This window comes from Ruminococcus sp. RTP21484sp1_RTP21277st1_D2_RTP21277_210401, assembly GCF_040924225.1.
Lineage (GTDB): Bacteria > Bacillota > Clostridia > Lachnospirales > Lachnospiraceae > Blautia_A > Blautia_A faecis.
Genome location: NZ_JBCOMJ010000001.1, coordinates 38,918 through 60,300 on the forward strand (window position 1 = coordinate 38,918; position 21,383 = coordinate 60,300).

23 protein-coding genes and 1 riboswitch are annotated in these 21,383 nt (G+C 41.5%); of the genes, 7 read left to right on the forward strand and 16 right to left on the reverse strand.

Going from position 1 to position 21,383, the window contains the following annotated elements; all coding sequences use genetic code 11:
• Window positions 1-32: 32 nt before the first annotated feature.
• A riboswitch (THF riboswitch) is annotated at window positions 33-134 on the reverse strand.
• A 463-nt stretch (window positions 135-597) separates the two neighbouring features.
• Window positions 598-1,818 (forward strand): hypothetical protein, encoded by a 1,221-nt coding sequence (locus AB5706_RS00190; protein WP_226836618.1) that lies wholly within the window; start codon window positions 598-600, stop codon window positions 1,816-1,818.
• On the opposite strand, the gene AB5706_RS00195 is transcribed toward AB5706_RS00190, so the two are convergent.
• From AB5706_RS00195 to AB5706_RS23020, 3 genes are all read right to left on the reverse strand, one after another.
• Window positions 1,799-2,674, reverse strand: coding sequence for an amidohydrolase family protein (locus AB5706_RS00195; RefSeq protein ID WP_148462186.1), 876 nt, complete (start codon window positions 2,672-2,674; stop codon window positions 1,799-1,801). The genes AB5706_RS00190 and AB5706_RS00195 overlap by 20 nt on opposite strands.
• A gap of 18 nt (window positions 2,675-2,692) precedes the next feature.
• Window positions 2,693-2,911, reverse strand: a complete 219-nt coding sequence (locus AB5706_RS00200) for a DUF6783 domain-containing protein (protein WP_472515464.1) — start codon at window positions 2,909-2,911, stop codon at window positions 2,693-2,695.
• A gap of 77 nt (window positions 2,912-2,988) precedes the next feature.
• Window positions 2,989-4,143, reverse strand: a complete 1,155-nt coding sequence (locus AB5706_RS23020) for an alanyl-tRNA editing protein (RefSeq protein ID WP_148462185.1) — start codon at window positions 4,141-4,143, stop codon at window positions 2,989-2,991.
• Window positions 4,144-4,566: 423 nt separating this feature from the next.
• Here AB5706_RS23020 and AB5706_RS00215 point away from each other — a divergent pair, with 423 nt between their 5' ends.
• Genes AB5706_RS00215 through AB5706_RS00225 form a run of 3 tightly spaced genes read left to right on the forward strand, consistent with a single transcriptional unit; the run spans window position 4,567 to window position 6,313 of the window.
• A complete protein-coding gene (locus tag AB5706_RS00215; RefSeq protein ID WP_295261191.1) occupies window positions 4,567-5,049 on the forward strand; it encodes an RNA polymerase sigma factor in 483 nt (160 codons plus the stop codon).
• Complete coding sequence (locus AB5706_RS00220) at window positions 5,050-5,544, forward strand: hypothetical protein (RefSeq protein WP_148462184.1); 495 nt, start codon at window positions 5,050-5,052, stop codon at window positions 5,542-5,544.
• 1 nt (window position 5,545) lies between these two features.
• Window positions 5,546-6,313: a hypothetical protein gene (locus AB5706_RS00225; RefSeq protein WP_148462183.1), complete on the forward strand. Its 768-nt coding sequence runs from the start codon at window positions 5,546-5,548 to the stop codon at window positions 6,311-6,313.
• A 68-nt stretch (window positions 6,314-6,381) separates the two neighbouring features.
• Here AB5706_RS00225 and AB5706_RS00230 read toward each other — a convergent pair whose 3' ends face one another.
• The 11 genes from AB5706_RS00230 to AB5706_RS00280 all read right to left on the reverse strand — a co-directional run bounded on the left by AB5706_RS00230 (window position 6,382) and on the right by AB5706_RS00280 (window position 14,777).
• Window positions 6,382-7,377 carry a biotin--[acetyl-CoA-carboxylase] ligase gene (locus AB5706_RS00230; protein ID WP_306797064.1) on the reverse strand — a complete coding sequence of 332 codons (996 nt, stop codon included), beginning with the start codon at window positions 7,375-7,377 and terminating at the stop codon, window positions 6,382-6,384.
• A complete protein-coding gene (locus tag AB5706_RS00235) occupies window positions 7,367-8,356 on the reverse strand; it encodes a helix-turn-helix transcriptional regulator (RefSeq protein WP_173734981.1) in 990 nt (329 codons plus the stop codon). Before AB5706_RS00235 ends, AB5706_RS00230 begins: the two co-directional genes overlap by 11 nt.
• 10 nt (window positions 8,357-8,366) lie before the next feature.
• Window positions 8,367-8,624: a hypothetical protein gene (locus AB5706_RS00240; protein ID WP_148462181.1), complete on the reverse strand. Its 258-nt coding sequence runs from the start codon at window positions 8,622-8,624 to the stop codon at window positions 8,367-8,369.
• Window positions 8,625-8,908: 284 nt separating this feature from the next.
• Entirely contained in the window at window positions 8,909-9,601 is a 693-nt protein-coding gene (locus AB5706_RS00245; RefSeq protein WP_148462180.1) for an LrgB family protein, read from the reverse strand.
• A complete protein-coding gene (locus AB5706_RS00250) occupies window positions 9,598-9,960 on the reverse strand; it encodes a CidA/LrgA family protein (RefSeq protein ID WP_118578807.1) in 363 nt (120 codons plus the stop codon). The genes AB5706_RS00245 and AB5706_RS00250 overlap by 4 nt, the downstream gene beginning before the upstream one ends.
• Complete coding sequence (locus AB5706_RS00255; RefSeq protein ID WP_118578805.1) at window positions 9,957-10,433, reverse strand: hypothetical protein; 477 nt, start codon at window positions 10,431-10,433, stop codon at window positions 9,957-9,959. The genes AB5706_RS00250 and AB5706_RS00255 overlap by 4 nt, the downstream gene beginning before the upstream one ends.
• 169 nt (window positions 10,434-10,602) lie before the next feature.
• A complete protein-coding gene (locus AB5706_RS00260) occupies window positions 10,603-11,064 on the reverse strand; it encodes a metallophosphoesterase family protein (RefSeq protein ID WP_118578803.1) in 462 nt (153 codons plus the stop codon).
• Window positions 11,065-11,119: 55 nt separating this feature from the next.
• On the reverse strand, window positions 11,120-12,346 hold the full coding sequence (locus AB5706_RS00265; protein WP_237963719.1) for an endonuclease Q family protein: 1,227 nt from the start codon (window positions 12,344-12,346) through the stop codon (window positions 11,120-11,122).
• Window positions 12,347-12,439: 93 nt separating this feature from the next.
• A complete protein-coding gene (locus AB5706_RS00270) occupies window positions 12,440-13,438 on the reverse strand; it encodes a glycoside hydrolase family 5 protein (protein ID WP_237963717.1) in 999 nt (332 codons plus the stop codon).
• A complete protein-coding gene (locus AB5706_RS00275; RefSeq protein WP_226814855.1) occupies window positions 13,438-14,004 on the reverse strand; it encodes a M48 family metallopeptidase in 567 nt (188 codons plus the stop codon). The genes AB5706_RS00270 and AB5706_RS00275 overlap by 1 nt, the downstream gene beginning before the upstream one ends.
• Entirely contained in the window at window positions 13,998-14,777 is a 780-nt protein-coding gene (locus AB5706_RS00280) for an HD domain-containing protein (protein ID WP_306467726.1), read from the reverse strand. Before AB5706_RS00280 ends, AB5706_RS00275 begins: the two co-directional genes overlap by 7 nt.
• 370 nt (window positions 14,778-15,147) lie before the next feature.
• Between AB5706_RS00280 and AB5706_RS00285 the strand changes: the two genes are divergently transcribed.
• The 3 genes from AB5706_RS00285 (at window position 15,148) to AB5706_RS00295 (ending at window position 19,332) form a co-directional block, all read left to right on the forward strand.
• Window positions 15,148-16,044 carry an AraC family transcriptional regulator gene (locus AB5706_RS00285; protein WP_226836606.1) on the forward strand — a complete coding sequence of 299 codons (897 nt, stop codon included), beginning with the start codon at window positions 15,148-15,150 and terminating at the stop codon, window positions 16,042-16,044.
• Between the two features lie 135 nt (window positions 16,045-16,179).
• Window positions 16,180-18,444: a glycogen/starch/alpha-glucan phosphorylase gene (locus AB5706_RS00290; protein ID WP_472515468.1), complete on the forward strand. Its 2,265-nt coding sequence runs from the start codon at window positions 16,180-16,182 to the stop codon at window positions 18,442-18,444.
• A gap of 249 nt (window positions 18,445-18,693) precedes the next feature.
• The gene (locus AB5706_RS00295; RefSeq protein ID WP_187566123.1) at window positions 18,694-19,332 is read left to right on the forward strand and encodes an endonuclease III domain-containing protein; all 639 of its coding nucleotides are present in this window, start codon (window positions 18,694-18,696) and stop codon (window positions 19,330-19,332) included.
• A gap of 97 nt (window positions 19,333-19,429) precedes the next feature.
• Here the strand turns inward: AB5706_RS00295 and AB5706_RS00300 are convergent, their stop codons facing one another.
• The gene (locus AB5706_RS00300; protein WP_148462177.1) at window positions 19,430-20,200 is read right to left on the reverse strand and encodes an ABC transporter permease; all 771 of its coding nucleotides are present in this window, start codon (window positions 20,198-20,200) and stop codon (window positions 19,430-19,432) included.
• The gene (locus AB5706_RS00305; RefSeq protein WP_237963715.1) at window positions 20,175-21,212 is read right to left on the reverse strand and encodes an ABC transporter substrate-binding protein; all 1,038 of its coding nucleotides are present in this window, start codon (window positions 21,210-21,212) and stop codon (window positions 20,175-20,177) included. The genes AB5706_RS00300 and AB5706_RS00305 overlap by 26 nt, the downstream gene beginning before the upstream one ends.
• Window positions 21,213-21,383 lie beyond the last annotated feature (171 nt).

The window sequence follows — 21,383 nt, forward strand, 5'->3', positions numbered from 1 at the left end:
ATCCCTCCACATTATGAGATGTTCTCACATGTAGCAACGGGTGCGGAAAATATATCGTAAACAGTCCTGCTGCTTTTCGTTTCACGGCGACTCCCCAGCCAATGAACACTTGACGCATAAATTCCTACTTCGCTATTATTTATTTAAAATGATTATAGCACAAAATATAGAAATTTCAATATGTATTTGTTATAATATTCACATAAATAAATTAGTCGTTACTGTTTACTGGTAATGTTCCGCGAGTGTTTTTTGTGAACAAAGTTCACAGAAAACCCGAGAATCTTAGCGCGAAATCATGCGAATGCATGATTTCTGTGCATCGCGAAGCGCGTTACTGTTCACTGACAAATGTTTGTGCATACTCTCCTCTTTTTCGCATATTCTAAGAATATCTTCCCTTATATAGGAAAAATATTTGACAAAAAGGAGTGTTTCTATGAATATAAAATCCACAAACAAATCATCCTGCCAAAAACAGTCGCCACTACAGAATCCTTACAATGTTTTTTATAATAATTACATGAATACAAATGCTACTACAGAATGTACAGGACTTGGCTATCGTATGCCAGATAACTCGGAGGAATGGAATGCATGCCGAGAGGTTTTCGATTTTCTTCCTGTACCATTTCCGGATTCGGAGGATACAAAGCAACAATGAAAAATTTCACAAAACTATTACTTGGCTCTTTGGTACTGTTCTCTCTGTCAGGATGTACTGCCGGTGATATAATCACCAGCTATACTTCTACTTCTGATCAGAGTGAAACCACCTTACAGAACACTTCAGAAACGCCCAAACAGCGTGTTTATATGGATGAAATCAAAGGAACCCTTAAGGATTTCACCGGTGCCACCCTGACTATGGAAAGTCAGGAACAAACTTACGTTTTTGATCTTTCTGAAGCAACTTTGGAATGCGAAGATGGCATGATCACTGGAGATGAAATCAGTGTCATTTATGAGGGTCAGCTCTCTAACAAAGATACCAGCACTGTAAAAGCATTGAAAGTAGTAGACGACTTTCACAAAAAGCATCAGCTGGAAGTACGAAAGGCCTATGGGGAAGTACAGAGTCTGACTCCAAATACCATTACCATAAAAAATAAAAAAGGCAAAACAGCCACCTATCCAATCACTGGAACTGAACAATATTATCAGAATGGCATCCGCACCGGTGTATGGGTATACATTCATTTTAAAGGCAAGTTTGCTTCCAGTCAGGATACCCAAAGTTCTTCTCTTAATGCCAGTCATCTGAAAGTACTAAGCATTTCAGATATTGATCCGCTTACACTTCCAGATCCAACACCAACACCAGATCCTGCACAAGTTTCTGCCGATGACTCAGCAAAAGAACAGCAGATTCATGCAGAAATTCAGAATATTTCCCTGAATACGCTCACAGTTCTTCCCTCTGGCTCTGACAGCACAATAAATGTGGACTTGTCTCAGATTCCTTCTTACTTTAAAGGTGGAACAGCACCAGGCTCCTATGTAACCATAACTTGCACTGGACAATTTCAGGGAAATTCACTGGATGGTGTTACTGTTACAGCAGTCACCGGTGATGATCCGGATTCTCTTGGAAGCCGGGAAATTACCAGCTCAGTCAGCGGTACAATTATAGGCCATACAGCAAATACCGTCACACTTCAAACTGGCGATGGCGCAACCATAACCTGCTTTACAGAAGGGGCAAAGGATACCTCCACCAGTAATATGGAATCCGGCGCAGGTATCTGCATTACCTTTGATCCTACAAAATCCAAAAATTCCAACATTTATACATCTATCAAGATTCAGGACGCCTGAAGGTGTCCTGAATCCTTTTCTCTCCATCTGCCAGCCAGGCTCTCACATCCCCGGATTCTCCCAGAATGTCCATAAATGCCTGGTATTCATCCATTAAGCCCTTCCCATGTAAGACCATATAAGCTCCTGCATCACTTCCAAGAGCCACCTTTGCTCGGTACTTGTATGCCAGACGAAGGTTCTTTGCGGCCAGTTCTATAATAGGATCAAGCACTGATTCCTTATATCTTCCACATCCACGAAGATTTCGAATTGTCACAAGAGTAGGAACCCATACACTATCACTGTCAGCTAATTCTCTGATTGTTTCCGGATCAATATAATTTCCATGTTCTACTGAATCCACACCAGCTTCCACAGCTGCCTGTACACCATAAATTCCATTGGTATGGCTCATCACCGCCATCCCTTCTTCATGGGCAATATGTACCATCTCGCAGACTTCCTTCCTGTCTAAAGGCGTTCCGGTAATCTGTCCATGGTTATTAAAATCCAGAAGTCCTGTGGTCATAATTTTAATAAAATCTGCCCCTTTGTTTTTCGCTTCTTTCAAAAGGACATGGTATTCTTTCATAGTGTCAAAACCTTTTCCCACGATAGAGCCATAGTGTCCATTTTTATGGATGGCAAAAATAGGAGTACGATAATCAATTCCATATTCTGGTGCCAGTTTCCTGGCTCTTTCCGATACTCCTAATGCATCTCCACCATCTCTTACAAAGACAATCCCCAGCTCTTCATAAGCTTTCAAATGTTTCCGTATCACTTCATCGTTTACATGATCCTTATGAATAGAAATTGCATCTTTATAATTCAGTCCATCCATGATCAGGTGCGCATGACACTCTCCAAACATTTCTTCCTATAACACTGATTATCTTGAAAAATAATTCAGCTTTTCCTTTCTTCCGCAGAGCGTGTTTGAAAAAAGGACTTCTGCAAGATGTGCGTCACAATTTGTGGGAGATTTTGTCCGGAGGAGGGCATCGTAGCGGGCTATGACAACCGAATTCGGGCAAAATATACCGCAAAGTGGGGCGTACAGATTGTGGGAATGCTTTTTCAAACACGCTCTAATACGGATTTTTTTCAATCCTCTTTTATTATTTATTGCAACTATTCAGCGGGTGCTATTCCGCAAGGTGCTTTTGCGAAGGAACTGAACAACTGCTATTTATTTTCGAAAAAGGCTCGAATTTCTTTCTCGGAAGCCTGCACAGACCCCTGTACAAAGAAAGGCTTACCGCCTCCCCTGCCATTCAATACTGCATTCATCTCTTTTGTAAACTGACGTAAGTCTCCGTCTTTTTCTCCCATAGCATACTTATAGCTTCCATCTGCATTCCTGGAGAATACTGCACAACGCCCCTTACAGACCTGTAAAATTGCATCTGTAAGCTTCTGAACGCTTCCTGCTTCCATTCCTTCCTGGAATAAAAGCACATTCTCTTTTTCTTTCCATTTAGCAGCTTCGCCAACGATAAATTCTTCTTCTAACGCATGTACTCTTCCCTTCAGAGCAAAATTTTCATCCTGAAGCCTTGCTACCGCTGACGCTGTTTTGTCCATTTTCGCAGACAGCTTCACGGAAATCTGACGATTCTGTTCATTTACCATATTCAGATAATCAAGCACTCGCTTACCTGACAGCATTTCCATACGAACCCCCTCACGGAATTTCACCACAGAAAGCAACTTCACCATTCCAATTTCTCCAGTACGCGTCACATGAGTTCCGCAGCATGCGCAGGTATCTGCTCCTGGAAAGCGCACAATACGAACCCATCCGGAAAGCTCTTTCTTGCTTCTGTAATCCAGATTTTTAAGTTCCTCCTCTGTAGGATAAAAAATCTCAACTTCCTGGTTTTCCCAGATAATCTGATTCACTTTCGCTTCGATTTCGGCCATTTGTTCTTCATCCAGCATTCCGTTGAAATCGATGGTGATCACATCGCTTCCCATGTGGAATCCCACATTGTCATATCCAAATGCTTCGTGTACCAGCCCACTTACAATATGCTCTCCGGAATGCTGCTGCATAAGATCAAATCTTCTGCCCCAGTTAATTTTTCCTATTACATCCATACCGACTTCCAAAGGCCCATCTGTATAATGAATTAACTCTCCATCCTTCTCATGAACTTCCTTAACATTTATTCCGCCTAATATACCGGTATCACTGGGCTGTCCGCCTCCTTCTGGATAAAAAGCTGTCTGGTTTAAAATTATTTCATAGCCTTTCTTGCTCTCACGACACTCCAACACCTTGGCGGTAAATTCTTTTTTATATACATCTTCATAATATAACTTTTTTGTCTCGTACATAAATGCTCCTTCTTTCATAAATTAAACAGCAGGATTTATTTCTATCTTTTATTCACGAAACTGATTATAGTCTATTTATGCTCTTCCCGCAATTTTTATTTTTTCTTTGTATTTAGTCATTTCAGGACGTGTTCAAAATATGCCGCAATCTCCCACAAAGTGTGACGCACACCTTGCATAAAGCCTTTTCAAACACGCTCTAACCCATCCGATATCTATGAATTCTCTCATGCAAGCATGGCTCATTCATGGTTTCCATCCGGGACTTTCATAGTAAAAACACCTTGCAAAATAGTACCAGCTGAATAATTACAAAATTTTTATTTATTTTTGAAGAACTTTATCAGGCAGTCGCGTTATAATTAGAGAACGGACAGGAAGGAGGCTGATAACATTTCACAGGAAGAATATCTGGAATATCTGATTGACCAATACCAGAATCTGATATATTCCATATGTCTGAAATCAGTAGGTAATCCTTTCGATGCAGAAGACCTCACTCAGGAGGTATTCCTGTCTGCCTACAAAAGTCTCGCCCACTTCGATGGGCTTTATGAAAAAGCCTGGCTTAGCAAAATTGCAGTACGCAAATGCCTTGATTTCCTAAAAGCTGCCGGACGCCGTTCAATTCCAACGGAAGATATTTATTTCTCACAGCTTCCTGATCTGGAGAATCATTCTTCCCCAGAGGAACAGTATCTGCAGTCTGATTCGGAACAGCAGGTATTTCGGATATGCAGCAGCCTGAAAAGTCCTTACAAGGAAATTGCCATTGCTCATTTCTGTAAACAAATGTCCGTAACAGAAATATCGCAAAAAGAAGGCAAAAACCCTAAGACCATTCAGACACAGCTATATCGTGCAAAAAACATGTTGAAAAAAATGTTGGCAGAAAGGAGCGATTAAATGCATATCAATAGTAATGACCTGAATAATTTTCAAAATGAAGAGATGAACACTGATGAAATCATTGCATTTCTGGAACATATGAATCACTGCGACTACTGTCTTAACCAGCTTGTGGACGAATATACAGATCATGCATCCTCAGCTCCCGCCTATCTGAAAGGAACAATTATGGAACGTGTTACAGCTCCTGATATTCAGATACAGAAAACAGCAGCGGATGCCACCTATAAAATGCGGTTTTTCTATGAGGGGCTCCGCACTGTAGTCGGAGTCGTACTTGCACTGGTTATGTTGTTCAGCCTTGGGCAAATGGACTTCGTCTCGCCTCAGCTTCCGCAGTCCACAGCCAAATCATCTGAAACGCGCCGGGAAATTAGAACTTCATTACGTAATTTTTCAAATGGAATTACAGATGGAATCTCTGATGCTCCCCAGAAAGTTGTCAACTACATTAATTCTATTTCAAATACAATAACAAACGGAGGTAACTAACATGCAAAAACAAAAAAAGGGATTCCTGCTTTTTATCTCTTCCCTGATTCCTGGTGCGGGAGAAATGTATATGGGATTCTTTAAGCAGGGAATCAGCATTATGACTCTATTCTGGGCTATTATCGCAATTGCCGGAGGGCTTAATATCTCCTCTCTGGTTATCTTTCTTCCTGTATTATGGTTCTACAGTTTCTTCCATGTTCATAACTTGAAAGAACTGCCGGAAGAAGAATTTTACGCGATAGAGGATAACTATATTCTGCATCTTGACCGTATATTTCAGAATAATATCAGGCTCTCGCAAAAACATATTAAAATTGCGGCAATTCTCCTGATTGTTTTCGGAGTTGCTGTTTTCTGGAATGGTTTCCGTGATCTGCTCTTCTGGATTTTACCAAATTCTCTGGCTATTATTATACAGGATATCATGTACCAGATTCCTTCTGTTATCATTGGAATTCTGATCATCGTTGCCGGTTATCAGCTTCTTACAGGAAAAATCAAAAGCATCTCTCCTGACGAAAAAGCTGATTGTAAAAAAGATGTGTCAGAACATTATTGGCAGCCATATCGTCCTTATCAACAGCCTGTTGATAACAGCGCTCCACAAATGAATACAAAATCAGCACCTGCCTCAACAGTGTCTTCAACAACACAGCCAGATCAGAATGCGGATAATGTAATAAAGAATACCGATATCAAAATTTCGGATACTACTTCAGTTCAACCATTCATTACTGCTGAGCCAGACAATAATTCTGCAAAATAGAGTAACTATTCCAATAAAAGTCAGGTATCTGCCACATAATATTTCTAATAACTTTACCGCCGATAAATTTATTTTATCGGCGGTATTTTTATTGAGATTTCTCCAAAAGCCAGCTTACTCTGAGTGCCATCAGTCTCCTGAACCAGCAATTTCCCATCTGGACAAATCGCTAATGCTCTGGCACTTCTGCTGCTTTTATTATCTGTAATTGTAATTTCATTTCCCGGAACAATATTATGTTCCACGTATTCTTCTGACAATTTCAATTCCCGGGTTTCTTCCAGAAGATAGTTCACAATCTGCGCTGCAAGGCGGTTCCTGTCCGCAGTTCTGGAGGATTGTTCATCTTCGTAGATTCCTCCGGCAATTTCCTGAAGCTCTTTGGGGAATTGTTCCTGCTCAACGTACAAGTTCAGCCCAATTCCTACAATTGCAAATTCTATATTTCCACTTTCAAAATCTGTGACCGCCTCTGTAAGAATACCACAAACCTTACGGTTATCCTTGTACAGGTCATTTACCCATTTAATTCCAAGTTTTACACCGCATACTTCTTTCACAGCCTTATACACTGCAGTAGCTGCTGCAGTAGTGATCAGAAGACTGCCCTCCAGTGTCCCCTTCGGTTCCAGAATAACACTGAGATAAATCCCATTGCCTTTAGGAGAATAAAACTCCCTGCCTCTTCGTCCTCTTCCTGCTGTCTGCTCCATGGCAACAACAAAAGAGCCGTGTCCAGCCATTCCGCTCACAGCCAGCTGCCTGGCCTCCAGATTGGTAGAGCTGATTGCATCAAATATTTTTATCTCAACCTGTGGATCCTCCAGAAAAAGTCTGATTCCCTCTGCTGAAATCAGATTACTCTCTCTTGCAAGCATATATCCCTTATTCGGTCCGGCCTCAATGGGGTATCCTTCCTGGCGCAGACTGTTCACAGCTTTCCAAACTGCGGCTCGTGTACAGGAAAGCTCCCTGCCAATATCCTCGCCAGATAAAGTTTCACCTTTATGCTGTTCTAATAACTCCAAAAGTCTGGATTTAACCGTCATGCTTTTATCCTTCATAATTCTCCAGGGCTTTTCTTAAAAAATCCCGGTATTCTTTTCGCACATTCTCCGGTGAAATCACTCTCACGCTATTTCCAAGGGCAGCAAGCCAGCCATAAAACTGTGTACTTACATTCACCTGTACCCTGGTGACGGAGTGCTCATTGTCCTTGGACATGATCATAATATCCTGCCCAAATCGATCAATCATTACACCAACAAGATGGTTCTCAAATTCCAGATTAACTTTCTCTTCACGGCCTCCAAACATTCCAAAAGTACCGGCAGCAAATCTGGCACTGTCAAATTTCCGGAAGAGTTCGGCACCATTTCTTGCTTCATTCTCTGTAAGGATCTTCAACATTTTGTCTACGCGGTAATGCTTCACAATGCCACTCTTCTCATCAACTCCTATCAGATAATAATTACCATCCTGCCATATCATCTGCCATGGACTGATCTGATAGCGAGCTCCACCTTTCTTCAAATGTTTCTCCTTGGACACTGTCCATTCTGTATACTGGAAGCTGATCTGTCTGTTCTGTGAAATTGCTCTGTGTATCTCATCTACATTATAATAAATGCTCTCGTTTGTATTCTTCACCTGATCCAGTACGATTGCCTGCCGCTGCAGGTCTTTGGCCTGATAAATACTGGTAAGGTGCTCCAGTTTCTGGATCAACTGCCGCGATTTCCCAACAGTAAGAAATCTGGAAAACTGAACAGCATCTACAAGAAGCTTCAGCTCTGCAGTCTCAAACTCACGGCTTGCAAGATAAAAACCTGACGGTCTCTCTCTTCGATTCATAATATCCATTCCAAACACACGCAAAGTCTCTATATCGTCATATATCGTCTTCCGCTCTGCATGAATTCCCAGACTCTCCAGATAGGAAATCAGATCTTTCACACTCATGGGATGTGCCTCATCTGTTTTCTCAGAAAAGACTCGCATAAGATATAAAATTTTCAGTTTCTGCTGGAAAGATTTTGGCATATCCTTACTCCTATTTATCTGTCAATACCGCTACGACTCCAGAATATAATACCATAAAAGCAAAGAGCAGAGCAATAAGATCTGCACCATGAAAATCATAATTAAAGATCATAGCTCCCCCGATCATGAGCTCCAACGTAATAAAAAGTCCCAGTATCATGGCTGTGCTCCCGGAAAATTTCCTGCCGCGGCTCTCCTGTGTATCCTCCATATATCCCTCTGCAAGGGCAGCTCTTCTGCTGTTAATATTTCTGCCTGATTTCCACATAATATCTCCTCCGTTTCCCAAACTCCAATATCATCCGCCATCAAATACCGAACGTATTTTCCGAACATATTTTCTTTATGAGACTAGTCTACCACAATATCAGTCCTATAAAACGGTATGAATCCATCATTTTCGAATATCTGTTCGTTTTTGAGTGATAAAAAAACGTCTGAACCTGTTTTAAACAGAACCAGACGTTTTCCTTTTTACAAAATCTAAATGAACATGTTTACAGGCTTATTTATTCGCTATACTTTCATAGTAGTTAATCCACAAACATGTTTTTACATAAATCCGGCGAACACAGAAGCGGCGATAACAGTAAGAAGTCCGGCAACGGCAATTGCCAGGCTGCTCATAGCACCTTCTACAGGACCCAGTTCCATTGCCTTAGATGTACCTATGGCATGGGCTGAAGTTCCAAGTGCCAGACCTTTCGCGATAGGCTCCTCAATTTTTGCCACTTTAAGAACTGCCTCCGCAATCACATTTCCCAGCACACCAGTGATAATAATAACTGCAACCGTGATCGTAACAAGTCCGCCAAGTTCTTCCGATACACCCATTCCAATGGCTGTAGTAATGGATTTCGGAAGCAGAGTAACATACTCCGAATGGGAAAGTCCAAACAGCTTTGCAAAAATCAAGACACTGACCATACTTGCAAGTACACCGGAAACAATTCCTATAACGACAGCTTTCAGATTCTTACGAAGCAGAGTAAGCTGTCTGTAAAGCGGTACCGCAAGACATACTGTAGCAGGAGTAAGCAGATAACTGATATACTGACCGCCTGCATTGTAGGTCTTATAATCCACCTGCATAAGCTGAAGCATTCCCATTACACATAGAATTGCAATCAAAAGAGGATTAAACAGCGCCATTTTAAACTTTTTCTTCAGTAAAAGACCGACCTCATATCCAGCCAGACTTAATGCCGCCCCGAAAAACAGGGAATTTTCTATAAAATTTATCATTTCTTATCTTTCCCCCTGTCCTTTCTGATCACAAACTGAGTACTGCGTCCAGTAACTACCATTACAATGACGGTTGTCAGAATTGTTATGAGCACAACAGGAAGCCAGATTGGCTGCAGATCACCCCACGCTTCCAAAAGTCCCACACCTGCAGGAACGAACATAACCGGCATAATTTCAACCAGAAAATCTGCTGCTTCTTCCACCTGCTCAAGTTTCAGAATTCCGCTTGCAAGTGCTCCAAGCATCAGCACAAGACCATATACACTGGCCGGCACCGGAAGAGGCAAAAGGATATGTAATCCCTCACCCAACGCTGAAACCAGCAAAATAATACAAAATTGCCTCAGATACTTCACTTTTTGTCTTCCTCCTCGCTGTCTCCACAAAGAAGTTCATTTGCAATTTCCAGATAAGGCTGAAGCTCCTCAAGAGAAGCCCTGCCATTTCGCTTCATCTTTGTAATCCCTGGATACTGTGCAGGGATAGATCTTGTCATATTTCTGTCACCGTAGATTTTCACCATATCTCCATTTTCCAAGGTATCCCCGGCAATTAATTTATCATTTTTGTTATAAATTCCTTCCTTGGGAATCGCTGCCTTGAAAACAGTTTTTTTATCCATATCTACGAATACCATTTCCTTCAGTATATCTCCGGCTTCCACATAAATAGCTCTTATAGCTTCATTTTCCAGACGTGCTTCCTCCTGTTTGTCTTTCTGTGCCTGTCTGGCAACCAGATTCCAGAACGAGCCGCCTACTACGCCAAAGATCACCAGAAGAATGACAATTCCTACAATGAATTTTACATCGATTTCTTTTTTCTCCACTGCAAATCCTCATTTCTTTCATGGCTTTTTCTTCTGCCCTATTATACATTATCTTGTTAAAATTGCAATGTCATCTTTCGACAATTCTCTCCCCTGTTTTTCCCAATTTTTCTACAACATAATTGTAAAACTGTGTTCTGGATATTCCTTTTTTCCACATTGCGACTGTTCAGAGCACGATTTTTTCCACCTGCCAGCTGCCGTTTTCCACGGTCATAACTGCCATGGTCACGTCTCCACCAAAGCGGCTTCTGCCGCAGCTTCCAGGGTTCAGCCACAGCCTTCCGTCAATTTCTTTTGCAAAATACTGATGACTGTGTCCAAAAATCACCACCTGGGTATCCCCTAACTCCCAGGCAACATCTTTCCTGTCATGAACCATAAAGAATTTCACATTTCCCACTGTAAAGTTCAAGCTTCTTCGCAGATTCTGTGCCCAGTATCCATCATTGTTTCCTCGCACTACATATAAAGCGCCCAATGATCTTATAGTATCCAGAAGCTCCGGTCTGTCCACATCTCCAGCATGAAAAATGCAGTCACAGGACTGTAATATGTCCAGAACTTCTGTCCGTAAAAGACCATGTGTATCTGAAATAATTCCAATTTTAATTCTCTTATTTTCTATCATTTCACCGTTCCTTATACCACATTCATCTATATTTTTTCAAAAAACAGCCTTTTCCTCAAAACAGACAGATTTTCCCATACTCGCCGTCAAATCCAGGTTTACAGATTACTTCTCTGTTTCTAAGTTTCCGAATGCCTGAAGCAATCATGTGACTACTTTCTTTCTCAATATCCGCAATGGGAATTTCCCTTAAAATATCAAATTCATTTCCCAGTTTCTGAAGCATCTTTTCATATTCACCAGTGACTGTTTTGGTGGTTACAGCCTTTCCAACACAGGCAGAAATCACCTCAGGAAGAGGTACAATGCTCTCAAAAGGTCTGGCATTTTTTCTCACAAACCCATTTTCTCTATCAGCCAGATCCATAATTCTGTGATTCACTCCCATAGTCAGTTTTTTCCCACATATAGGACATATTCCATGATACTTTTCTGCTTCTTCCGGACTCAGACAGATGTGACATTTTCTGTGTCCATCATAGTGATATTTTCCCTCTTCCGGGAAAAATTCCAGTGTTCCAAGAAAACCTTTTCCATATTGGACAGCACCATAAAGTCCCTGATAGGACAATTCAATGTCCAGTAAGTTAGCCTCTCTTCCAAGCTTTGATGGAGAATGTGCATCTGAGTTTGAGATCAGCTGAAGTCCATCAAGTGCAGATAAACGCCAGTTCATAGGTGGATCTGAAGATAATCCCGTTTCCACAGCATGAACATATGAAGTAAGATCTTCAAAACATTCTTCCATGGTATCAAACCCTGATGCGGCACCAAAAAGCCCGAAGTGGGGAGTCCAGATATGTGCCGGAACCAGCATTCCATCGGCACAGTTTTCCAGTAAAATTTCCAGAAGATCGTGACAATCAAGTCCCAGTATTGGCCTTCCGTCTGAGTGAATATTTCCAATCTTTTCCAGTCTCCCAGCTATTTTATCTGCTTCTTCAAGGCCGGATAAAAGAAGTACATTATGCACCTTGCGGCACTTTCCATTCTTCTTATAGATAGAACTGATCTCCCCTGTAATTACGAAACGGGGAGCTCCCCCAGGAAGCATTTTCGCCTCTTCCAGCACATATTCATCTCTTAACCGATACAGTCCACTTTCTGCCGGAACCAGCTTTTCTTTCAGTTCCTCCCGCCAGGCAGGATGGGTAAAATCACCGGTTCCCACTAAAGAAATTCCTTTTTTTCTTGCCCACAGATCCAGATATTCCGGGGTTCCAAGCTTGCTTGTTGCCATGGAATATCTGGAATGAATGTGAAGATCTGCGATTATTTCCACTTAATTAACTCCATTTCCGTCATTTATATTTTGATTTGCAACTGCTCAAAATTCTCAAAACTATAGAAAAAAACACTTTCCAATGTGTTCTTTTTATTTCTTTTTATACCAGTTTGTAATCCATTTTCCTGCTGCTGTCAGATTCTTTGAGGACCATTTTCCTGTATTACTGCAGCCGGATTTTATAAATGCAGAGCTTTCTGCCTTATTTGACAGGCTCCATGCCATATAGCTGATATTGTTTTTATCCAGGAAAGTCAGCCACTTTTTTGCTTCAGCTTTATCAAGTCCACCATTTCCAGAAGCATCACAGATACTAAACTCGGATACAAATAACGGCAGTCCTTTATCAAGGGCAGCCTGTGCTTTATCTCTCAGCCATTCCTTATGTGTTGCTGCGTAAAAGTGCAGGGTGTACATTACGTTTTTCCTGTATTTCTTACTAACCGGGGAAAGCGCAGCCTGATCTACATCCTGTGACCAGTTGGGCGTTCCTACCAAAATCACAGCTTTTTTGTCATAGGTGCGGATACCTTTTATAATCTTTTCAGCGTATTTTTTTATTGTACTCCAGGATGTTCCTCCATTTGGCTCATTACAGATTTCGTAGATCACATTGGTATTATTTTTGTATTTTTTTGCCATTTTTTTGAAAAACTTCAAAGCTTCTTTCTGATTTTGCTGAGGGTTTCCATCACTTAAAATATGCCAGTCAATAATCACATACATACCTGCATTTGTGGCGTATTTTACACCGTTATCAATACACGCTTCCAGCTTACGCCGATTGGATGCATCCCCGGTACAATAGCCGTTATATTCAGCAGTATACATGGCAAGACGCACTGCATTTACCTTCCAGTTTTTCTTCATAAAAGTAAATGCACTTTGATTTACATACTCTGGATACCAGGACAGACCATGGGTGCTGATACCTCTAAGCTGTACTTTTTTCCCACTGCTGTTTACAAGCTGTGTGCTTTTTACCTGTAATCTGGGAAGCTTGGACGCAGCCGCTACCGGTACACAGAATGCACATAAAAATACGATTGCAATAAGCAAACCGAACCATTTTTTTCCTTTTTTTCTCATTAAAAACCCTCCTCCATTAATCTCCAGCCGTTGTCTTTTAGCCACTTTTGTCTTTCCCGGTAATCTGGAAGGATCTTCTCAACTTCTTTCCAGAATGCCTGGGAATGGTTCATTTCCCTACGGTGACAAAGCTCATGGACCACCACATAATCCAGCACCTCAGGAGGTGCCAGAATTAACAGCCAGTTAAAATTCAGATTTCCATTTGCGGCACAGCTTCCCCATCTTGTTTTCTGTTGACGCAGGGTAATTTTCCCATAGCTTACCCCTAACTTTTCTGCATAATATGCCACTCGCCTTGGAATTACCACGCAGGCTTTATTCTGCAGATGCTGTCTTTCCAGGGCAGACAGCTTTTGTACGTTCTCCTTCTGTGCATCTCTTTTCTGGATTTTTTCCAGATTTTTCAGGATCCATTCTTGTTTTTCTTCCACAAATTTCTGAATTTTTGCTTCGGAAAGACGGAGAGGCGCGCGTACAACAACACTGCCATCAGCCTTAATTTCCAGGCTCATAGTTTTGCGGCTGCTGCGGATGATCTGGTAGGAAATCTGAGAGCTCAGCATAGGATTTTCTCCATGTAAGCGTTCATTTGCTGCTCCAGTATTTCCATCTTTTCCCTGGTGTCTTTCTCCTTATATTCCAACCGCTTTATAATCCTGGAAATGTAATCCTTTTCTTTCATGATCCGCCATGTTTCCTTAAAATTCAGGTCATAATACTGCGCTGCATAGGATACCCAGTAATCTACGGATGTAATCCGGTCAGGAGATGAAACTGCCTCTTTTCTCAGGCAGGATTCCCATACCTTTGGAGATATTTTGCCTTCTCCGGCATGCTCCTGAGGGACACCGATCATAGCCTCCACAGAATCCACCAGCTTCACTCTGCAATTGTCCAGCTTGTCTGCATCGCGGATCATTTTTGCGTGGAAAAGAGTTCTTTCGTCCTGAATTCCTTCCAGCCTGAAATCACTGTGTCTGGCAATTGCCACGCGAATGAGCTCATCATAGCTTCGGTCTTCTATGAATCTGCTGATCATCGGATTTTCTCCCTCAAATAACAGTTGTACACCGAATGCAGCGTGATCCATAGTGTCCGGTGAAAAGCTGTTATAAAGACGAAGCTGTTGGAATCTTCCAATATCGTGAAGCAGGGCAATAAGCTCCGCAAGCTGTTGGTCTTCCTCATTCAAATGCATTCTGTGACCAATTTCACGAGCACTTTTTACCACCCCATATGTGTGAATGATTTTTAATTTTATCTTTTCATCTTCTCTGTCATATCCATTTAAATAATCCTCGAAAACGCCTCTTGCATGTTTAAAATCTATCTTCAAAATGCCTTCCTTTCCGCTGTATCTTTTGCACATCCAGAGCGAATATTAAGTAACCGCTTTTGTCAATGTGCAGATACTGAACAGCAGCTCTTTTAATCCTTATTATAAACCACCTGGTTTTCTTTTCCAATAAAAGCGTCAGATTTTCGAAAATTTCTACAGACTTGCGAAGGTTTGATGCATAACGTATAATACAAGACAATGATAACATATATTAATTATAAGCAAACAAATTTCGCTATTGTTTACATTTCGTTACGGTTCACTGGTAACGTTCCGCGAGGCGTTTTTGTGAACAAAGTTCATAGATAACACAATTCTGCATGCTTCGTGAAACTTGTGGATAATACTCATTTTCAGGGAGGATGCCATGGCAGATAAAATACCTGATATTTCACCAAACGTAGACGAAACCATGAAGGAGCTTGAAACCCATGGTTCTTTTGAGCTGCCAGTAGAAACTTATACAGATAATTGTGAGATTTTCCGCTCCTTATACAACCACTGGCATAAAGAAATGGAGATCATCTGTATTGACAAGGGAAACGGGCTTGCAAGGCTTAACCGGGAAACACTGCGTCTGAAAGAGGGAGATCTTCTCATTGTCAACAGCGGTGTTCTGCATGGAATCAAGTCAGATTCCAGACATATTTTATATTACAGAAGCGTGGTGTTTGACCTTAGCTTTCTGGCGGGTCCTGCAGGGGATCTCTGTCAGGAAAAAGTAATCTCCCTGCTTATGGAGAACCGGGCAGAATTCACCCATCTGATCACTCCTGCCAATGAAAATTATAATAATATTTTCCATCTTTTCTGCGAGATCCATAAATGCCACAAGGAAAAACCGCCCTTCTATTATATGAAGCTGAAAGGACTTTTCTATGGGCTTTTTTATGAAATGCTGGCAGGAAATTACATCATTACTACAGATGCCGAACAGAACAGGAATCTTTTATCTGTAAAAAAGGTCCTGGACTATATCAGTGCCCATTACCGTGAGCCTCTGTCTGTAAAGGAACTGTCCGGTCTTTCCAATTACAGTGAATTCTATTTTATGAAGCTGTTCAAACAGTATACCGGAAAAACAGCAGCAGCCTACCTGAATGACTACAGACTTGAAAAGGCAAAGTCCCTGCTTTTGCATACAGATGCATCTGTGACGGACATTGCTCTAGATGTAGGTTTTAACAATACCAGTTATTTTATAAAAAAATTTCAGGAAGCCAATCAGCTGTCCCCTCACAAATTCCGCAAAAAAATGTCATAACAGAACAGTTTTGTTGTATTTTTCTAAGAGATGCATATGCTAATATAACACCATCGAACAAAGGTGATGTCCACGGCATCAGGCATACCGGTGGATTTCAGACGAGCATCATTCACACGCTCTCGAAAGGAGAAAATAATTATGAAAGCTTTAGAAACTATGATCCAGAACATGTTCCACAAAGACTGCGCAGCATGTACCGACCAGGAAGTATACGAAGCACTTCTCACCTATACAAAAGAGCAGTTAGCTGCAAAAGGCTATCACGATGGCAAGAAAAAAATTTACTATATTTCTGCCGAATTTCTCATTGGTAAGCTTCTTTCCAACAATCTGATCAATCTTGGAATCTACGATGAGGTTGCAGAATTTCTGAAAAAAAATGGCAAATCTCTTGCAGAAATTGAATCCGTTGAGCCGGAACCATCTCTTGGAAATGGTGGTCTTGGACGTCTGGCTGCATGTTTCCTGGATTCTATTGCAACACTTGGACTTCCTGGAGAAGGTATTGGTCTGAATTACCATCTTGGACTTTTCAAACAGGTTTTTGAAGACAATCTTCAGCATGAAGTACCGAATCCATGGATCACTCCTGATTCCTGGCTGACTGCTACAAATGTAACTTATATGGTTCCTTTCAGAGGTTTTTCCCTGAAATCTACCATGTATAGTATTGATGTTGCAGGCTATGAAAACAAAGCAATCCACCTTAATCTTTTTGACATTGATCTGGCAGATGAGTCCATGGTTCATGATGGAATTACCTTTAACAAAAAGGATATTCTCCACAATCTGACACTGTTCCTGTATCCGGATGACAGTGATGAAGATGGACGTAAGCTTCGTGTTTACCAGCAGTATTTCATGGTCAGCAATGCCGCTCAGCTGATTCTGGATGAGGCAGTTTCCAAGGGAAGCAACCTTCATGATCTGGCTGATTATGCTGTTGTTCAGATCAATGACACTCACCCAAGTATGATCATTCCTGAGTTCATCCGCCTTCTTGGTGAGCGTGGAATTGACTTTGATGAAGCTGCTGAAATCGTTTCCAATGTATGTGCATATACCAATCATACAATTCTGGCTGAGGCGCTTGAAAAATGGCCAATCCATTATCTGGAAGACATTGTTCCACAGCTGGTTCCGATTATCCGCAAGCTGGATGAAAAGGTAAAAGCCAAATATCCGGCTGAAAATCTTGCTATTATTGACAGCAATAATCTGGTTCATATGGCACATATGGACATTCATTATGGCTTCTCAATCAATGGTGTTGCAGCCCTTCATACAGAGATTCTGAAGAACTCCGAGCTGCATCAGTTTTATGAAATTTATCCTGAAAAATTCAATAATAAGACCAATGGTATTACTTTCCGCCGCTGGTTAATGTATTGCAACCAGCCACTGACCAAGTTTATTTCTTCACTTATTGGAGAGGGTTATAAAAAAGATGCCGATGAACTGAAGAAGCTTCTTGCTTACAAGGATGATCAGAAGGTTCTGGATCAGCTGCTTGAGATCAAGACAAATGCAAAGAAAATCTGCAAGGATTTTGTTCTGGAAAATACTGGTATCGAGATCGATGAAAACAGTGTTTTTGATATCCAGATCAAGAGACTTCATGAGTATAAACGTCAGCAGTTAAATGCTCTTTATATTATTTATAAATATCTGGAAATCAAAGACGGAAAGAAACCGGAACGACCGATTACTTTCATCTTTGGTGCAAAAGCAGCTCCTGCTTATTACATTGCAAAGGATATCATTCATCTGCTTCTGACTCTAGAAACCCTGATTCAGAATGACCCAGACGTAGCACCTTATATGAAGCTTGTTATGGTGGAAAACTACAATGTAAGTGCTGCTGAAAAACTGATCCCTGCTTGCGATATTTCCGAGCAGATTTCCCTGGCTTCCAAGGAGGCAAGCGGTACTGGAAACATGAAGTTTATGCTGAATGGTGCTATTACTCTTGGTACTATGGACGGAGCAAATGTGGAGATCAGTGATCTGGTTGGCAAGGATAATATTTATATCTTTGGTGAGTCCAGTGATGAAATTATCAAGCATTATGAGAAGATGGATTACAATTCCAGAGCAATTTATGAGGGAGATGCTGATATTAAAAAGTATGTAGATTTTATTGTCAGCGAGCCGATGCTGAAGCTTGGTAAAGAGGAACATCTGAGAAACTTCTATAACGAACTTTTGAATAAAGACTGGTTTATGACTTTGCTGGATCTCAAAGATTATATTAAAGTTAAAGATCAGGTATTTGCAGATTATGAAGACCGTAACAGCTGGGCAAAGAAAATGCTTGCAAATATCGGTGAGGCAGGATTCTTCTCTTCTGACAGAACCATTGCACAGTATAATAAAGATATCTGGCATTTAAACTAAAAAGTGCATCCCGCGGCAGTATATATAGCTGTCGCGGGATTTTTTTTAACAATATTCACATTTTCACTCTGAAGTATTACTCTTTTTCTGTTACTGTCTGCAGAGTCAACAGTGATTTTTTTCCCATTACTGGTCACTCCGTGACCAGTAACTTTTTCCTAAGTTCATACAAAATAGCGCAGCATAAACTTGCAAAATCGAAGATTTCCAATTACAATGAATACATCATTCATGAAAGGATTTTACAAAATGACAAAGGAAGAACTCGCTCTTGAAGTAATAGATCGATTAAAGAAAGAATACCCCCTGGCAGATTGCACTCTTGATTACGACGAAGCCTGGAAACTGTTGGTTAGCGTACGGCTGGCAGCACAGTGTACAGATGCCAGAGTCAATGTTGTAGTGCAGGATCTGTATGCCAGATATCCGGACGTAGCCGCACTTGCAGCAGCTACCCCTGAAGAAATTGAAGCGATTGTAAAGCCTTGCGGACTGGGAAAAAGTAAAGCCAGAGACATCAGCGCATGCATGAAAATCCTGCATGAAAAATACCATGACAATGTTCCATGTGACTTTGACGCTCTTCTCGCCCTCCCCGGTGTAGGACGCAAAAGTGCCAATCTGATCATGGGCGATGTATTCGGTAAACCAGCTATTGTCACTGATACACACTGCATTCGTCTCACCAACCGGATTGGCCTTGTGGATGGAATCAAGGATCCTAAGAAAGTTGAAATGGCACTGTGGAAAATCATTCCGCCGGAAGAGGGAAATGACTTCTGTCACCGCCTGGTAAACCACGGACGGGAAGTCTGTACTGCCAGAACCAGGCCTTATTGTGACAGATGCTGTCTCGCTGATATCTGCGCAAAAAACGGAGTAGACTAAAGCAAAGGCTTTCTGCAGGATATGCAGGTTTTAAAGCTCCCTATAAAAAGGAAGCATTTTCGCCCGGATATTTTCTCGAAAATGCTTCCTTTTACGGTTATTCTCCCACACTTCTTCTCAACGCAAACATAAAAATCTTCTCAAATCCCACACTCACTGCAATAATGACAATTGTCCATGCAAACAGGTCTGGTGTCTCCAGATACACCTTGGCTTTGTATAATTTTTCACCGATGGAACCAGCAGGAATGCCGATTACTTCAGCCGCAATTCCCGCTTTCCAACAGAGACCAAGTCCCAGTTTACAGGCAGTAACTGCATATGGCATAACCTGGGAAAGATAGATAAATTGTAATTTTTTTCCCACTCCCGCTCCAAAGGAATCTGCCATCTCCAGAAGCTGTTTGTCCGTCTGCCTGATTCCTTCCAGAATATTTGTATATACCACTGGAAAAACCATGAGAAACGAAATAAAAACGGATAAGTTTCTGGATGGGATCCAAATCAGGCACAGAATGATAAAAGAAGCAACTGGCGTAGCTTTTATCACCATGATCAATGGCTCCATCAGCACTTCCACAGCAAAAAAAGCAGAAGAAAGCGCCGCCAGAACCGTTCCCAGGATCAAAGCCAGAGAAAATCCCAGTATAATCCTTACGAAACTGAACACCACAGATTTCCAGAAATCTCCCATTACAATCAATTCGGTAAGTCTCTTTATAACAGAAACAGGAGATGCCAGAAGGATCTCCTGTTTCAGCCACATACTGGTCAGCTGCCATACCATAATCCATACAGCAGCTGCCACAATTTTATAAAATATCCGATATTTTTTTGCCTTATCAGCGTTTATAATAGAAGTCCTCATCTGGTAACTGACCTCCGATTGTTTCCGGATTCTGCTCATTTAGTGTGTTCAGATAGCCGGAAAGAATGGTCTGCATTTCGTCGCCCTCCATGAATACAATACTGCATTCCGGAATGGCTTTTGCTGCAACTTCTGCCGGAATAATATCATGGTTTCCAATGATCTGGGCAGCTGCTTCTGTATCAGAATTTACAAATTCTACAGAGTCCTTATATGCATCCATAAACGCATCAATATCTGCTTCATGCTCTTTCAGATAATCATTTCTGGCAATTACAACACCTGTTACCAGCCTGCTTCCATCTGTTGCAGAAGACTCCCAAAGCTCATTCAGGTCAAGGGCCACACGAAGGTTCTCATTCTTCATAAGTGCAGTGGTTACAAAAGGCTGTGGAAGAAGTCCAACTGCTGTCTGGTCTTCTGCAAGCGCTGCTACAACCTCTGCATGCTCAGACTTGTACTCAATGGTCACATCCTTCTCCGGATCCAGTCCATTAGACTTCAGAACAGAGTTTAACGCATACTCCGGAGTCGCACCTTTACCACTGGCATAGATCGTTTTTCCCTTTAAATCATCTACAGACTGGATGGAATCACCATTCTCCACCAGATAAAGAACACCAAGAGTATTTACTGCCAGAACGCTGACGTTTTTATCTGTTTTCTGATATAAAACGGAGGCTAAATTGGATGGAACAGCTGCTACATCTACCTGTCCCTGAACGATCATTGGAACAATTTCATCTGGAGATGCAGCAAGGGAAAACTCGTAATTCTCATCGTCCAGAAGCTGTGCCATTCCCATTGCAGTAGGTCCCTTCAGTGCCCCAATTTTCATTACAGAACTGTCTGAATCCGTCTCATCAGCCGGCTCTTCTGATGTCTCATCTGCCGCTTCCGTTTCTTCATTCTGTTCTTCTGCCAATACAATATTTGCGCTTCCAATACCTCCAGCCATTGTTCCAACACCAAGTGCAGCGGCCATAAACCATGATAATGCTCTTCTCTTCATAGAATGTCCTTTCCGGATCTTTACCTGATCCCATCAGTTCGTAATAGGTTACTGTTCACTGGTAACATTCCGCGAGGTGTTTTTTGTGAACAAAGTTCACAGAAAACCCGAGAGTTGCGGCGCGAAATCATGCAAAGCATGATTTCTGTGCATCGCGAAGCGTGTTACTGT

Excerpts from the sequence above, each read along its gene's own strand:
- AB5706_RS00190 (WP_226836618.1), top strand. The coding sequence starts at position 598 with ATGCCGAGAGGTTTTCGATTTTCTTCCTGTACCATTTCCGGATTCGGA.
- AB5706_RS00195 (WP_148462186.1), bottom strand. The coding sequence starts at position 2,674 with ATGTTTGGAGAGTGTCATGCGCACCTGATCATGGATGGACTGAATTAT.
- AB5706_RS23020 (WP_148462185.1), bottom strand. The coding sequence starts at position 4,143 with ATGTACGAGACAAAAAAGTTATATTATGAAGATGTATATAAAAAAGAA.
- AB5706_RS00220 (WP_148462184.1), top strand. The coding sequence starts at position 5,050 with ATGCATATCAATAGTAATGACCTGAATAATTTTCAAAATGAAGAGATG.
- AB5706_RS00225 (WP_148462183.1), top strand. The coding sequence starts at position 5,546 with ATGCAAAAACAAAAAAAGGGATTCCTGCTTTTTATCTCTTCCCTGATT.
- AB5706_RS00230 (WP_306797064.1), bottom strand. The coding sequence starts at position 7,377 with ATGAAGGATAAAAGCATGACGGTTAAATCCAGACTTTTGGAGTTATTA.
- AB5706_RS00235 (WP_173734981.1), bottom strand. The coding sequence starts at position 8,356 with ATGCCAAAATCTTTCCAGCAGAAACTGAAAATTTTATATCTTATGCGA.
- AB5706_RS00240 (WP_148462181.1), bottom strand. The coding sequence starts at position 8,624 with ATGTGGAAATCAGGCAGAAATATTAACAGCAGAAGAGCTGCCCTTGCA.
- AB5706_RS00245 (WP_148462180.1), bottom strand. The coding sequence starts at position 9,601 with ATGATAAATTTTATAGAAAATTCCCTGTTTTTCGGGGCGGCATTAAGT.
- AB5706_RS00260 (WP_118578803.1), bottom strand. The coding sequence starts at position 11,064 with ATGATAGAAAATAAGAGAATTAAAATTGGAATTATTTCAGATACACAT.
- AB5706_RS00270 (WP_237963717.1), bottom strand. The coding sequence starts at position 13,438 with ATGAGAAAAAAAGGAAAAAAATGGTTCGGTTTGCTTATTGCAATCGTA.
- AB5706_RS00275 (WP_226814855.1), bottom strand. The coding sequence starts at position 14,004 with ATGCTGAGCTCTCAGATTTCCTACCAGATCATCCGCAGCAGCCGCAAA.
- AB5706_RS00285 (WP_226836606.1), top strand. The coding sequence starts at position 15,148 with ATGGCAGATAAAATACCTGATATTTCACCAAACGTAGACGAAACCATG.
- AB5706_RS00295 (WP_187566123.1), top strand. The coding sequence starts at position 18,694 with ATGACAAAGGAAGAACTCGCTCTTGAAGTAATAGATCGATTAAAGAAA.
- AB5706_RS00300 (WP_148462177.1), bottom strand. The coding sequence starts at position 20,200 with ATGAGGACTTCTATTATAAACGCTGATAAGGCAAAAAAATATCGGATA.
- AB5706_RS00305 (WP_237963715.1), bottom strand. The coding sequence starts at position 21,212 with ATGAAGAGAAGAGCATTATCATGGTTTATGGCCGCTGCACTTGGTGTT.